The sequence below is a fragment of the Vibrio sp. YT-15 genome (assembly GCF_033337445.1).
In the GTDB taxonomy this organism is placed as follows: Bacteria; Pseudomonadota; Gammaproteobacteria; order Enterobacterales; family Vibrionaceae; genus Vibrio; species Vibrio alginolyticus.
The window spans coordinates 555,869-571,538 of the sequence record NZ_JAWOQR010000002.1 but is presented as its reverse complement, the minus strand read 5'-3'; the positions used below and the strand labels follow the sequence as shown (position 1 = coordinate 571,538).

At 43.2% G+C, this 15,670-nt stretch carries 7 protein-coding genes and 1 pseudogene; 3 read left to right on the top strand and 5 right to left on the bottom strand.

Going from position 1 to position 15,670, the window contains the following annotated elements; translation table 11 throughout:
• Positions 1-2: 2 nt before the first annotated feature.
• Both R7D93_RS06750 and R7D93_RS06745 read right to left on the bottom strand, forming a co-directional pair.
• Positions 3-431 carry a response regulator gene (locus R7D93_RS06750; protein ID WP_025590354.1) on the bottom strand — a complete coding sequence of 143 codons (429 nt, stop codon included), beginning with the start codon at positions 429-431 and terminating at the stop codon, positions 3-5.
• Complete coding sequence (locus R7D93_RS06745) at positions 428-2,113, bottom strand: CHASE domain-containing protein (RefSeq protein ID WP_225496960.1); 1,686 nt, start codon at positions 2,111-2,113, stop codon at positions 428-430. The genes R7D93_RS06750 and R7D93_RS06745 overlap by 4 nt, the downstream gene beginning before the upstream one ends.
• 825 nt (positions 2,114-2,938) lie before the next feature.
• Here R7D93_RS06745 and R7D93_RS06740 point away from each other — a divergent pair.
• Positions 2,939-3,697: an EAL domain-containing protein gene (locus R7D93_RS06740; RefSeq protein WP_225496979.1), complete on the top strand. Its 759-nt coding sequence runs from the start codon at positions 2,939-2,941 to the stop codon at positions 3,695-3,697.
• 259 nt (positions 3,698-3,956) lie between these two features.
• Here the strand turns inward: R7D93_RS06740 and R7D93_RS06735 are convergent, their stop codons facing one another.
• The 3 genes and pseudogenes from R7D93_RS06735 to R7D93_RS06725 all read right to left on the bottom strand — a co-directional run bounded on the left by R7D93_RS06735 (position 3,957) and on the right by R7D93_RS06725 (position 10,225).
• Positions 3,957-5,300 carry a sigma-54 interaction domain-containing protein gene (locus R7D93_RS06735; protein WP_054868429.1) on the bottom strand — a complete coding sequence of 448 codons (1,344 nt, stop codon included), beginning with the start codon at positions 5,298-5,300 and terminating at the stop codon, positions 3,957-3,959.
• A gap of 498 nt (positions 5,301-5,798) precedes the next feature.
• Positions 5,799-6,441, bottom strand: a pseudogene (locus tag R7D93_RS06730) (IS4 family transposase); the annotation flags it as partial.
• A 469-nt stretch (positions 6,442-6,910) separates the two neighbouring features.
• Positions 6,911-10,225 carry a VPA1262 family protein gene (locus tag R7D93_RS06725; protein ID WP_213869194.1) on the bottom strand — a complete coding sequence of 1,105 codons (3,315 nt, stop codon included), beginning with the start codon at positions 10,223-10,225 and terminating at the stop codon, positions 6,911-6,913.
• Positions 10,226-11,042: 817 nt separating this feature from the next.
• Here R7D93_RS06725 and R7D93_RS06720 point away from each other — a divergent pair.
• Both R7D93_RS06720 and R7D93_RS06715 read left to right on the top strand, forming a co-directional pair.
• Positions 11,043-11,336, top strand: a complete 294-nt coding sequence (locus tag R7D93_RS06720) for a hypothetical protein (protein ID WP_054574412.1) — start codon at positions 11,043-11,045, stop codon at positions 11,334-11,336.
• A gap of 412 nt (positions 11,337-11,748) precedes the next feature.
• Positions 11,749-15,036, top strand: coding sequence for a P-loop NTPase fold protein (locus tag R7D93_RS06715; protein ID WP_171346346.1), 3,288 nt, complete (start codon positions 11,749-11,751; stop codon positions 15,034-15,036).
• Positions 15,037-15,670 lie beyond the last annotated feature (634 nt).

Below are 15,670 nucleotides of genomic sequence, written 5' to 3'. Positions count from 1 at the left end.
AGTCATTGAACTGGTAATTCTACGATGCGCCAGTAGTTATCTAAAAAAGCAAGAACTTCATTAAAGTCCTGGCTCACCGAAGATTTGACCATGTAACCTGCGATATTTTTTTCATACGCTGCCGTAATTTCTTCATCTCTTCTCGAGGTGGTTAGCACAAAAATCACTAGAGAGCAGAGCTCATCATCTCTTCTCACTTCACCAAGAAATTCAAGTCCATTCATTCGAGGCATGTTTAAATCGAGAAGCACAATACAAGGGGGAGGTATTTCCCCATTTCGCAAGCATTCTAAGGCTTCTATTCCATCTCTAGCTCGGTAAATAGGGTTAAGTAACTTCAAAGTGTTGAGTGCTCGCTCGATGCCCATTGCATCAATATCATCGTCTTCCACTAAGAGAATATTAACAGGTTTACATTCAGGGGATGTCATGAGTCTTCCTTAACGAGTACGGGGTTATTTTTAGGCCATGAGAAACGAAAAGCACATCCTCCGAGTGAGCTAGAGTCAATAGAATAATGGCATGAGTATAAATCCAGAACTTTCTTAATAATAGAAAGACCTAAACCACTTCCCTCAACAGTGTCTCTCGGTTGTAAGGTATGAAACAATTCAAACACTCTCTCCCTGAATTGTTCTGGGATCCCTGGTCCATCATCTTCAACCACAAACTGATACATGTCTCCGATATCCTCTCCTGAGACATAAATGGTTCCTATTTCCTTGTGGTGATGTTTGACGGCGTTGCTGATTAAATTACGAAGTATTAATTCAAGAGGTGTCGTTAATGTCTCAAACTCTCCGATATGGTTGTGGCAAACCAAAGAGAGCTTACGTTGGGGAGAAATCAGTTCTAATGTCTCTTCACAATATTGCTCGAGATTAAATCTCCCTAGCTGGCCAGGCTTACGCCCCACACGAGAGTAAGCGAGTAAATCATCCAACAGTTTTTCCAACCTCTGCACGCGGTTGCTCAGCAAAGACGCATATTGTTCTGTTTGAGGGGTTAAAAACTCCGATAATTCCTCGATTAACCAAGTCACTAGCTGGGAAATGCCGCGTAAAGGGGCTTTCAGATCATGAGAGGCGACATAGGCGAACTGATCAAGTTCTCTATTTGCCTCTTGCAATGCTTGATTTCTGACTTGAAGGTCTTTTGTGACCGTTTCTAACTTGTCTGTGCGCAATTGCAAATCTTTGGTTAAATGCTTTGCATACTCATCGACTCGATCTTTTTCACGAACCAACATGAGAAATAGGATAAATAACAAGACATCCACAATAATACCGAAGATAAGAATAAGCAGAGGTTGAGTGGTATTTTGCTGCGCTTCAAACAACGGCGAACTTTGAATAACGAAGGTCCAAACTCTACCGTATATATTCAACTCTAGAGTTTGTGTAAAGTGCGGATCTGAATGATGGCGCATGTTTGATACATTAAGATCACTGTACAGTAATTCTTGATTATCATAGAGACTGAAATTCACGAGTCGTTTCTCTCCAGAGAGAGTCCCGTTCATCAATTTATTTACAATAAATGGGGCGTAAACTAAACCTAAGAAACCATCTTTTGTATCTCCGTAGTACTCAGGAACTTCATCAGAAAACCAGGGGGCATAAAACAGAAAACCCGGCGCCTTTTCTGAGTCTTGAACTAAGGTAATTGGAGCAGTGATGGTGGCTGTATTTGTTAATCTGGCGTTTTTGGCTGCGGTGTATCGGTTGTTTTCATGTGCCATGTCTAGTCCCACGGCCTTTAGGTTATTTTGTATTGGTTCAATGTAGGTAATAGGCCAATATTCGGAAGCAGTTCGAGCAGGATGCGGCACATATTCAGACAGTTGCTTTCTTTGCCATTCTAAATACCGCTTTATTTTGTTATCAGGAACGTAGTGAATAACACCAATACCGTTGATGCCTGGAAAGTGTCGAGGGACATCAAACTGGTCAGCAAAAATTTTCCAGTCTGCTCTTGAGGCAGGCGCTTGATACATATGTAAGGCTGACACTCCTGCGAGCAGTGCCTCCTCATATTTCGACATCCGCTCTTGTACGAGTTCGACCAACTGATGGGCTTGAAACTCAAATTGAGTTTTTGCTTTTTGTTCCACCTGACTCGAGGTTACCGCCCAAGCGGTAAGAGTGAGCACGGCTGACAAAAAAAGTACAAGCCAATGATACCAATGGAGTGTACTTGCCCGTTGAGTCAATAAAGTTATCGTCAAAATTTAACTGACCTTTGTAATTATTATATGTAAATCAACATAATTGATTATTAAATTATATGCAACTATGTTCTTTTTTTATATTTTCTTGTTTGGTTTTATGGGTGGTTTCGTTTCTTCAATAGGTTGCGCGAAAACAAGTCGCCATGGTCTGAGCAGTCTTATCATTAGTGACCACGGTTTTATGATTAAAAAATAAGTGACTAGCGGGCTTGCAACCGTAACTCTCTGAGCTTTAGGGGGGGGATGAGGAAGGGATAGTCGAACATTGACCACGCCGATTCTGTCTTCCTCTTAGTACTGAATACCGCACTAAATAAATTTTTAGGCCTCTACCTTAGCCTTGAGGTTTAAGGCTAAGGTAGAGGTAAAGGAAGGTAAAAAAGAGCGATACAAACAAGAAGCGTAGACTTTGACATAGTTTGAAAATAACTGTAGCAAAGTCGGGGTTATCTAACTTAACTTCTACAGAAGTACTTTCCAACCGGCTTAATCAGATACGTCGTTATAATTTTTAGTTATTGATCACAAAGCTTAATATACAAGGAATTGAAATGAAGTTATACGAAATTAGTGGAGAAGTATTTTTATTAAAAACCAATTATGAGATCTCAATGTACCGTAGTTAACGTCATAGGCTGATATATTACCCTTAGTTTACCCAAAAAGGGCGTTAAAATCGTGAAGGTTTAAAGGGATATGGTTCAAGAGATGGATATAAAGCCCAAAGCTAAATGTGATTATTGTACATGTCGAAAAGTAAAATTTAGTGATTTCAGCATGTCTTTTCAGCCTATTTGGGACCTAAAAAGGCAACAAGTCTTTGGTTATGAGGCTTTGGTTAGAGGGGTGACAAATGAATCTGCTTATTCTGTCTTGTCTCAAGTGAATGCAGAGAATAAATACAGCTTTGATCAGCAGTGTAGATCCAAAGCGATACAATTAGCCGCAGAGTTGGGTTTAGACTCTGTCTTAAGCATCAACTTTTTACCCAATGCAGTCTATGAGCCAGAGCGCTGTTTAGCAACTACGTTGCGTTTAGCTAAAAAATATAACTTCCCAACTAGCAAAATTATGTTCGAGTTTACAGAGGGAGAGCGAATAAAAGATACTCAACATCTGAAAAATATTGTCGAGTACTATCAAAAGCTTGGTTTTTTAACCGCCATTGATGACTTTGGTGCTGGTCATTCCGGTTTAAGTTTATTAGCAGACCTTCAACCCAATGTTGCTAAGCTTGATATGGGGTTAATTCGTGACATTAACTCTTCTGTTAGTCGTCAAATTATTGTTAAAAACTGCGTCAGTATGTTTCAGCAGCTTGGAGTTTCCGTATTGGCTGAAGGAGTAGAAACTCTAGAAGAAATGACATTTCTCCAGTCCTTGGATATCGATTTAGTTCAAGGTTATTTGATTGCATCGCCAGGTTTTGAATGCCTACCGCCGCCTAATTTTAGGTTGCTTATCTAGGTAATAGGAAAGCCTTATTCCCCCGATGACTAAGTGGCATCCAACACTCGAGGGGCAATAAAAAGTCACTAAGCCTATGATTGCTGTTGGCTACGAGCAACGTTACTGGAATTTCTATTTTTTCGGGTTAACGATTGATAAATAGTACTCAAACGCTCTACAGACCCTTTTAAACTTTTAAATTGCTGAAGTGTCGTCTTAGTTCGACACCTACCATAACAATACAATGGTAGGTGTTTCATAACTTGCTCACAGTAAATTACTCGTCTTGATACTTTTCGAGTTTGTTATAGAGTGTTTTCACGCTAATGCCTAACTCCTGCGCTGATTCCGTTTTATTGCCTTGATTCTCTTCAAGGGTATTGATAATGGCAGCTTTCTCGATCTCCTCTAGCGAGACGCCCGCCGGAACAAGGTCTTCGATGCTGGTGCCTGTTTCCAATGGTGGTGTGTCGAAGATCAGGTGTTCATCTCTGATAGTGTCATCAGCCAAAATAAAGGCGCGCTCGATCGTGTGTTTGAGCTCACGGACATTACCTGGCCAATTGTGTACAGCGATTTTTTGGATCGCAGAGTCAAGAATCGTTTTGGTTTTTGCCTCATTGGCGTTGCGGTGCGCAATAAAGTGCTTGGCCAGACCGACGATATCACCGCCTCGTTCTCGCAGTGGCGGTATCGTTAATGGGAAATGCGATAACCGGAAAAACAGATCTTCACGCAGGAACTGCTCCTCAATGGCGATTTTAGGATCACGGTTTGTAGCAGCAACGATGCGAGTATTAGCGATATGAACCGTATTACTGCCAACTGGGCGATACTCTCCGGTTTCTAGCACCCGCAATAACTTCACTTGATGCTCGATAGGCATCTCGGTGATTTCATCTAAAAACAGCGTGCCGCCTTCTGCCTGTTTAAATACACCTTGGTGAGTTTTATTCGCTCCGGTAAAAGCGCCTTTTTCATGGCCAAACAGTTCACTATCGACCAACTCTGGACTAATCGCACCACAGTTAATCGCGATAAAGGGTTGTTGCTTACGATCGCTGGCTAAATGGATGGTCTGTGCCACTAACTCTTTACCTGAGCCACTTTCTCCGACAATGAGGACGTTAGCTTCTGTTTTTGCGACGCGTCGGATCATGCGATAGAGCTGATGCATTGGTGATGAGGAACCCACCAAAAGGCCAAATTGGTCGAGATCGCTAGTGGACACTTTACGTCCTTGATCTTGTTTTTGCTGATAGTACTGGCTGACTTCGCCTAGGGTGTCCGTCAAAATAGCAATATCGACGGGTTTTCTATAGTGAAAAATTGCACCTAAGTTCATCAGCTTATCCAAATTTTCGTTTGGAGCACCAGAGCTAATGATGATCAAGTCCATATCGTAGATGTCTTCGATATTAGAAAGGCGCTGGTAATCTGCGCTAGTAAAGTGGGTGGCTTCAACAATCGCAACTTCCGGTTTGAGTTGTAGGAAATCTTCAATCCATTGGTCTGCGGCATTGATGTCATGCAGACGAAATTTGTTCAGTTCCTGGCAAGAAGCGATGGCATTTTTAAGTGATGGATCTTGTATTCTTAGAAACAGGCTTGGCATCGACACATAAATGTCCTCTTTACTGTGATGAGGTAATATAGTTGGATTGCTCTAAGTGCACAAGACGATGTGCATGAATGCTTCTGATATATTTTGGAGATGATCGGTAGTATGGTAACTAATATAATGTTGCCACCTCCCTAAAAAGCGGCGTTATGCGAATGTTGTATTACAATTGGATATAGAAGGTGTGAATCTAAGTTAGTATTGTAGTGCCTTTATTGGGTAAAGATTTATGGGTTCATTCTTAAATGAGTTGGTCCTTGCAAGAAAAACAAGTCCATTTTACGCCGTAGAAATCTTATATTTAACCCAACGTGATCGTACAAAAAGTTTAGTACTCGCAGTTGGAAAAATACGCATGTAAAGTCGTTTAAGAGTGAATTAAAACGCGTACAGCTTTGCCTTCGCGTAGAGTTTAGTTGTTGGAGTGATAAGCCGTAGCATTAATATTACGTACCTCACATCTTAACAAGGCTCTGGCGGATCCCCTCGAAATTACCCCCACATGATGATTTCGGTCATCAATGCCATGAGCAACAAGATATCTATGCGTTTGGTGCAACGTGTCCGGTTATGACGTAGCGCCAACCCGTAGGCTGGACTTTTTAAATCTCGGAACGACTCTTCAATTTGCATTATTTTTGCGTACAAACGGGTGATATGAATGCCGTTAAGCACATGATGGGAATGTTGGTCACCAGAAGCCAAGGTTCTTTCACTCCTTTATAGAACACTTTTCCTGCCGAGTGTTTTTGGCAGGTTCGACTATGGCGATGGGCTTTTCTGCCTTTGGGGCGACTTTTGTATAAGTAAGCAAAGTGCTGAAGCGGTGAGCGCTTAGCAAGTTGGTTTCCTCCTAAAAATAGCGACTTATCTGTTGCTTGGGGATAAAACGTTTTATTCCATTGTCAAGAGCCCTCATTACACTTAATCGATACTTCACCACATACATCTCCAAGCCAGAACCAACATTTGTTGGCGACTTGCCTGAACCATGTATTTCTAAAGCCAGCGTCGGGGATAATGATAGGCGTGCAGCCTTGGAGTTGCAGAGATTGAAACTTATCAAGAAAGTGCTGATAGCTCTTGGGTGAGTTATAGTTTTTGTACTCAAATACTGGTCATAAAGCGTGACGACACGACCTGCTCTGATCCAGTGATATTGAAGACTCTCGTAAGAGACTTTTTCCATACTTTTAGTAATTCAAACTTTGCTAATTTAGCAATATTTCTAAAACGTAAATGTCCAGAGATGTGCCAGAACTATCACTGCTGGCACACTTATGCCCCATTCCTTGTTAACGCTATTACTCAGTAGCGAATCGTGCCATGGGAATAGCAGTACTTGTACTCATGGTTGGTAGTGCAGGGGGATGAAAGGAATCTCCCAAAAAAGTTCAAAAACGGTGTTCTCAACGAGTCATTTTCGTGTGCATAGTTATGCGAGACCACAGAAAAGCATACCTAAAAACTAGATAATTTTACGTTAGAAGCAAAACAACAGACCTTCTACACGGATAAGAAAAATGTGGGAAGCCTTTATATCGCGATCATTTTAGGGTGGCCACTACAATCAACTCAAGTGGCCCAATTTACTACTAAACAAACAGGAGTTAGTGCGTGGTGAGTGTGTTCTTAATAATTTGGTGAAGGTTATGTGACCTAATATGTTTGGGATCATCCATTGCGTAAATAGAGAGTTTGTTGATTGAAAAAATGTCCCAAGTAGATGGGGAAATTCGTTCTATAATTTCTTTGCTTTCCAACAAAAGCTCATTCAAAGGTGATGGCTTATCAGGTAGCAACTCTGCCATCCTATTAGCGAATGCATAGAGCCATAGGTTAACTCGATGCGCATTACTGTATGAGTTCCAGCTTATTTGAGCGCTCATCGGTCTCCTGATAGTTCGAGCCAGCGTATTAAAAACCTTCTGGAGTTTGCTGAAAATTTTCTCTCGAACGTCAGGGCTTAGGTATTTGGTCAACACAGCCAGCTCATCTGTGAACGCACCGTCTGTTTCAAGCATGAAATCGAGGCGGTTATTCTTGAGCGCCGTTTGCCATTGGTTAATCAGCTCTGTCAACCACTGATGAGCAACTTGAGTAATGTCTATTATTCTTTGTTCCAGCATAGGAACAAGCATGGATTCAAGAATCCATGGTTTGAAATGGTGCAGTCTGCCATTGTGATTACGAACGGGCAGAAGAATATCCTTGAGCTCATTGTCTTTGAGAGGTGCCTCCAACGATTGAGTTAACGAAGCGATGAGTTGTGGTTTAATATCCGAATTGAAGTAGTTAGCTTCGTTGATCAGCCAACACTGGATGGTACGTCGAACAGCGGAAGGTGTGATATGCTCAATTTTCGAGAGTGCTTCAATCCCCCAATCGCCTCCATTAATGTTTTTTGCAAGTGCATGAAGTCCTATCCAGGTTATGACACTCACATTACTCTGCAACAGTGCATCAATTTGCTCTTGATGCTTGTCGAAGCTAACAACCAAACAAATATGCTTAAGGGCTTCAACCACAAGCGCATGGGAGCGAGGTTGCTTGATTGGTTTAGAGAGTATTGTATTTAACCAAGATACAAACTGCTTTGGAGCTTCCGACCATAGGAGCTGTATAGAGAAGTAGTCGCTATATGAGGTATCTACGGGTGAGTATGTGAATGTACTAAACGGGTCACATTTTGAAAGCAATAGTTCTATAAGTCCCTGAGAACGGTAGTGTTCAATATCAAGTTGTTTATTTGTGAGGCGTGGTTGCAGCGCGTTTGCTCTGGAGGGGGAGATGTGCTCCAACAGTGCAAGCTTCACTTGTTCGGATAATACCGACTGCTCCTTATTGTAGAGGCTACCGGAATAGCGATTAGCTGGGGAGTTTGCTATCACACAACCAAGGGCATCCCAGGCTGAGTGGAAATCTGCCATTGGTAGCCCTTCCTTCCAGAATTTGGCCGGAAGAGCGTCAAAGTGCTCAGGATCTAGTTGTCCATCCTTAACGTATCCTTTAGTACTCATCTTCTCCATGAGTTCGGAACCGGAAAAATCTGAGAGCTGTTCGTCGTCGAGCCACCAAGCTATAACACTACCGGCGCATTGTGGTTCAGCGAATGAAGAATTGTGGCTCAACCCCTTGGGCTTTTCTTCATCACGTGGCTTAATATCGGTAGAATTGAAAATTATCCTTGCTGGAGGCGGCGTCTTATCGTCTCTATGGAGTGTGTTTTGGATAATCTGATCAACATACTCAAATACATGTGGAACCACGTCCAGAGGAATTGGGGTCACTAGCAGAGGGTGGTTTTCGCTGGCCCTCTGAACTGAATTTGAAAGATGATACCCTGATAAAGGCTGACCATTGGCGGAGCGAATAAGGATCATGCGATCATGGAGTTTACTCTCTGGCACTGCGAGTACCTTGAGATGAACGCTTCCAAAATAGCCATTGTTCCAGCCCGAACATCTTGCCAGAAGATTGTCAACTCGGGTGGGCTGGCCGGATTCTTTTGTACTATCATCATTAGACGTTTTCTCCGTCGTAATGATCAAGTAATCAGCGCTAGCTGTACCCAACCTGTTGAGAAGCTCAATACCGACGTCCTCCATATACGGATCGATCCAAGCGATTTTCGCGTCGTGATGTTGTTCGAAGATGCTCTTGAGCCAGTCCTTTAACTCAAGACGGCTCATACCGTTGCTATTGTTGAGAGTGGGAAAGAACCGACCGTCGGATTTATTGGGGCATAGCTGCCTGACTCTATCTTGGATGAGCTGATTAAGTGGAACCCATGGATCAGCTGTATAATCGCTCATCTGTGATCGAGAGGGGCGAATAGCACGCCCAACCTGCTTGGCTGCTTCCAATTTGACCTTTTCTCTTTTCGGTACTTTCTTGTCCAACCATGAGAATTGCTCGTATGCCCTGATAGGTTCAACAAGCTGTAAATTGTAATTCATTTGGCGCATGAAATGGTTGCCCGTTTGAAGCAGGAGGGATGAATGTTCTCCGTTAGGTCCAAGTGCATAGATTTCCATTGTATAAGCTGTGCTAGATTGGTTTTGAAACACTTTAAGTTCAAACTGGTGATGGAGTGGGTAAGAAGAGCTCTTGCTGAGGTTGGTAATGTAAGAGGACTGAATGCTACCCTCACTGTAAGCTTTGATAATAACTAATAAATCCGAGGGTTCTCGAGTTAATGATTCGAATAGTGTCAGAGACGACTGCTTGCCTTTCAAGGATATATCATACTTACACCGCTCTGCGGCATTTAGTCCTGGAGCGCAAATGAACTCGAAGTCACTAATTCTCCAGGAATCCGTTTTGGAGAAATCTAAGCCAGTATCAGCATCTAATGCTTGGCACGCAGCTTCGGCAATCATCATGTCACATCCCTCAGGGACACTGAATATCTTTAGTTTGTCCTCTGGAGAAATTGCGCCGCTGTCAACACTACAATAACTAGTTGGGCTTAACCGACTGGTCTGGAATTGATAATAATCGCGTGTCGGCAGATGCATTACAGAGCGAATGAGGGGACTCTCACCAAATGTATTCACACCTACTGTATTGGCTAATTTGTCGCTGATATTGACTTCGGCGAGTTGGCTGGCTTTCTGGAGCGGTGCTCCGTTGATGAAGTGTTCAAGGAAAACTTTTAATTTCTTGGTAGAGGTATGAAGTGTCAAGGTATGAGTCTTGACTGAGCAATTATTATAGAGTTGTGTTTTGGTACTAACGCTACCTTGCCAAGTGTCCGATTGATAGGTACTTGGTAGTGTTCGAGCATATAGGAAGCGCAGCTCGCTCGAACTTTCCCTTTCGATCTCCAACACCCATAGTTGGGTTACGGTGAAATTGTCATCATCCCCAAAAAGGCTATACAACCTGAAATCTGCAAACAACGTATTGAGATAGTTAATCATAGAATTTCCTTTTGAATCAAGGTTATATGGTTATAGTTTGATAATGTCATGGTATCATATATTTTAAATTCATTTAAAATACAGCGCCTTATGAGTTCCGACTAATTCTCTTGAGCAACCAAAGGACATCTCAATACGAGTTACCACGTTACCGCATTAAAACCCATTTGGGTGGTCTACTAGCTTTATGGCCCGAAATCGACTCAATCCACTATTTGCTTAAGTGACGACTCAAAACTCTTCAATATTTGGTTTAGATTATGTTGGTTGAAGATCTTGTTACTAACCGAAGGAGTTTCCCACTTTAAGCAATTTGGGGGCAAATGTGTTCCAGGGATAAACCATGCTTTGCATGTTCTTCGTAAAAATCTGCATAAAATGAATCTGACATCGTAATTCGGGGGATGCAGCTTATGTCCAATTCCTTGCAAATTGACCACCTCCATTAACGGTGGTCTCTTTGTCATTTTGGGATTCGAGAAGTTATCTGAGAGCGGGGCTATAGGGTATCTACTCTACGTCGTTATTGTCCAGAGATGTGCCAGAACTATCACTGCTGGCACACTTATGCCCCATTATGTGCCAGCGTCAATTGAGTCTGTTCCCTGTTGCTCTGCCTCATGACTGAGTTTTGCTAATACGTTTAACATGTCTACATAAGAAGGATACTTCGCTGAGTAACAATAAAAATTCAGTGACCTTGTTAATTGCTCAGTTGCCTATAGGGCAGCTATAATTTTCAGCTACTACTTAGTTGTTATTTGGTACTGGCTAACATTCAAGTAATGAATAATCTTATCAGCGACAGGAGTTCACAATGAAAGTTTATGGGCAAAAAACGATAGAGGTCGTTGTCGATCGCTATTGTGATATCTGTGGTGCTAGCGTGATGGTCGATTCAAATGGTGTTCAGTTACAAGAAGTTGGTGAACTGACTGCTAACTGGGGATTTGGGTCAAAAATGGACGGTATTAATCACCACCTTGATATGTGTGAAAGTTGTTTTCAAGTTGCATTATCTGCTCTAAAGGAGCATCGCCGAAGCATTGTAATGTTCGATGATGAGCAAGACCTTCCAGATGAAAAATTTGGTCAACAACCTGTTGGCTAAAATCAGACTCGCTTGTTAGTGAAACAAGCCGTTTCCTAATTGTGCAACAGCCTGTTGCACAAATCAGTCAAAATCAAAAATGCCCCATTTCGTGTTGGTGCAATAGCTTCATCCATGGCCTGTTAAAGTCGATTTCCCATAATTTGACTAATCTGGAATGAAGAGTCTAGGTCATACCTTCTTTAGGGGCTGCCTTTTCAAGGGAGTGGCATCTTAGTGGCTCGGGGCGACAACGAACAGCCCAAAGCAAAGCAGACTGGACGGTTTTCCAGCGTGCAGGCTAAGTACGGATAATCCTGTTTTCTGTTGCATGAAAATGTGATGTTAAGGATGAGTTCTTGGTATCGTTATTTTCTCATAACGGGCTTGATGCTAAAGTAGTAGGGTTACGCTTTTTATGAGGGATTCCAGTTTGTTACGTAAATACCAAAGCGAAGCACCTGCTGACAATGACATGTTTTCTGGCAAGGGGCACCAGCAAGTCGCCAATGCTATCGCAAATGTCCTGATCAGTGATGCCTCACAGCACATTATAGGGATCGAAGGATCTCTCGGAGCGGGCAAGAGCACCGTAATCAATATTCTTGCCAGTCAGCTGGAGGACAAGGGTTTCCACCTAGTCACCTTCGATGCCGACCAGTACCACACCGCCCTCAAGCCCGCACTTATCCAGACCATCGAGCGGGAGTTGATACCGATGCTCAAAGGTGACCGCTACAAACTGGCGAAGCTGGCCGCTGCTGTAGAAACCGCGCTAGGCAAACGACTCACTTATACCAAAGTGACAAACAGCCATATTCCACTCTCGGCTATCAGCTTTATGTTCCTGCTCGGGGTCTCAGCATTGCAGCTCCGCCCTTTCCTTGCTTTCCTGTATGACAGATTCAAAGACACACCAACCATACCGATGATCGAGGGCATCTTATCCGGTGGACTGCTTGCCCTACCGTTTGTCGGTTATGGCCTGATCAAAGCTTGCGGTAGTAATCTTCAGCTAGGAGATCTACTCAAACGCAACAGTCGTGATACCATCAATGAAACCCTCGATGTTAACCGCGAGGTCGGCGCCATAGAGTTGCGCCAAGCTTTCAAAGTGTTCGCGCATCTCATTCCCAAGGGCAAAACCATCATACTGGTGATTGACAATATCGATCGCGTTTCGCCGGACATTGCCCGTGAACTATGGAGCGATATCGATACCCTGATCTCGCTCGGCAGTAAGCGTTTCCGTATTTTGCTGCCTTATTCCGAGAAGCATTTGGCCAAAGCGTTGGAGCAAAGTGCCATCGAAGCCAATCGGTCTGGTAAGGAGTTTATCTCCAAGCGTATCCCTATTCCCTTTACTGCTCCGCCTATTGCTTCGACTGGTTGGCGCGAGCGTTTCAACCATTATTGGGATGAAACTCTCTCTGATATCGACGGCAAGGAAGGAGTCTACGAGCTGATTGATATCTGGCAACGCAATATCACTCCCCGGTATCTGAAGAATTTGGTCAACCGAATCGGCACGCGTATTGACAGCTGCCCCGAAGATAACAATACCCTTAATGGTGCATCTTGTGCTGCTTACCTGATGGCGGTTCATGACAACGATATCCATCTCCGGCAATTGGTCGGTGAGCCAGCAAACCTTGAAGTAGAGCAATCAAGGAGAATTAAAGCCACACAAAAAGTGCTGCGCAAGTATGCAGGTACGACGGAAGAGTGGCCAAAGCACATCGCGGCGCTCCACTACCAGACTTCGTTTACGATCGCCCAAAGTGAACTTATTGTCGAACCTTTGCGTGCAGCATTTACGGGGATGGATGCAGAGCAAATCGTAACGCTCTCGGCTCTACACGGTTTCGATGTCTTTTTCAAAAAGCAGATGGCCGTCACCGATGCCCCAGATTTAGTGAAGCTCATGGCCGAGTTGGTCGAACTATCCGATGGCAAAAAGCTGTTGGAACATTATTTGGCCGATTTCAACCATGAACTCTTAGACAATCCCGTTATACCGGATGAGTTTGACAAGGATTTAATCATTGGATTTCGGACGATACTTGATCATGGCATATGTATTGATCTGTCTATCCCTGAGAAGGAGCAGCGAAAAACAGCAGCGATGGTTTTGCGTCTAGCACGAACATTACAGAGCTCAAACGATCCCAAAGACCTTTCCCCAAGCAACGAAAAGTGGGAAGAGTTAATGCAAGCTGTCCGTAATACCTATAGCTATTTTACAGTCACTGGCAAGCGTCCCTCTTTCATCGAAAAGCCCTCCGCCCCAATGGTGGTTAATGTACTCTATCCAATGCGAAATACAATCCCCAACTGGAAGATAGACAGTCTTGTCCTGTCATTGCCTATAGGCAAGGTCGTCACCGCAGCCTGCAAACGTCAAAACGTACTGAACGAAAAAGATACCCTGTTGCCGTTACTGCACGGGGGAATGCGTTGTGGCGATTTGGGTAGCTTTGAGTCAATGGATTTACTCAACGATATACCAGTTGCTAACAGTGAGATAGAGGACGTTTTGACCCAGCTACCGTTTAGTGTGGGTTGGCACCAACAAAACAATATTGGCTTAACACAGCAACTAACTCAGATGCTGCATAATACCAGCCAACAAAGCCCAGAGGACAAAACGACTATCGCTAGACTGGTCGCCTTAACCGCTGCTACACTTTTCAATCAATTCGAACCGTCACAGACGAATACTTCGCTTCCCAATTCAAACGGCCAACTCCAAAACCAGAACATTGCAAGTTGGGTCGCACCGTATATCTCACAGCATCCTGATGCCTCTAAATATTTACCCAATTACCTTAGCTTTGTTCAATTCGATCGCCTTCTCAAGTGGAGCCAAACTGGCGCAGTTTCTGAAGCCCTGTTTGAATCTATGGCCAAGCTTATACGTGATGGGCGGATATATCGTATGTCACCAGAAATTTTGTTGAAATCATACTACTCAGTACTTAAAAACAAACTACCTGAACTCAACTCTTACGAACTTCTGTCATGGCTTTCTGATTGGCCATTAGATAATTCCTCTCCAGCACAATGGCAAGATGAGGCGGTCGATGACATTCTCAGCAATGATGAAGGCGAACTAAGGAAGTTACTAAATATTCTTACCGATTACTTCGACAACCCTGACTTGACTGATAACGATTGGATGTTAAGGCTGAGTGAAATGCATTTGGTGGATAGGAAGATTGCCGAGCATTTTGCAGCCAATGAAAATACACTCAGACACTCTTCAGCCTTATCGAGTGCCCTAGTTAAGGCCCTCAGTGACCAACGCGTATTCAATTCTGAATGGCTGCGTACTCTGTTTAAGCTGCTCGGTAAAGAGAGACAGAGTCAGTTGTCATCAATAATCCGTGTACAGTTTTTTAAAACCACTACCTCTAACGATATCAAATACCGGAGCATCCAGTACTACGGCGACAGCTTTTCCATGCCAAATCTCAGCGACGGGGATACGGTTGAAGAAGCGCTAGCCTTCCTAGAAGATGCTATCGCTAATAACAAGCAATATGCGATTGACTGGCTTGTTAATCAACCTTCGGCTAACTGCGGTTGGTGTCTGAATGCATGGTCCGAACTTAATTTACGTAGGCTGAAAGATTGCTTGTCAGGATTGAAAGAATATCCACTCACCCAAGCAATCGATACTCTCTTTGATAAGGAGAGCAGCACTGAAGATGTCACTTAGTAAAGTAGCAATGCCTCTTTTCTGGTAAACACTGATGTGGCCGCCTGCGCCACATCCTTTTCCATGCGGAAGATATTGCTGTCGTCTAAACAGATATGCTGTTACATGAAGAGACCAAACACCATAACAATGTTCATTTTCAGCCGTTGGTCACAGCTAGCGAGAATATTGGGCCTATAGTACAACAGTTCCCAGTTTTCCCTATCACTCGTCTAATCGAAAATGGGTTGCCATGTTTCAAGATACTTCTACTCATAGGTAGGAGAGAAGTTAGAGCAAAAGCCTTAACACGAAATGCCCAAGAGTGTGCTGTGCATTAATGGCAAACCTTTCTTGATTCCTTCTCCGAGCTAAAAAGCTCATCACGCAGGTTGCGTGACGCAACTTGCGTGATACGTTTGCTTTTATTTGTGGAAAAGACCAAGTAATAACTAAGTAAAGATATCGTTCCAATCAATCAGGTTTATATTGTCTTTTTATCTATGGGGCACGTCCTCTAGACTAAAGCGCCTCCAACGCTTTAGGTGCTAACAGGTTCCTGCACAAACAAAATTGATACAAATTGGTTGAAGGGAGATTGCATCCTGCATTTTCTACATGCAATACCAAAATTTATGCATATTTTTGGTATATA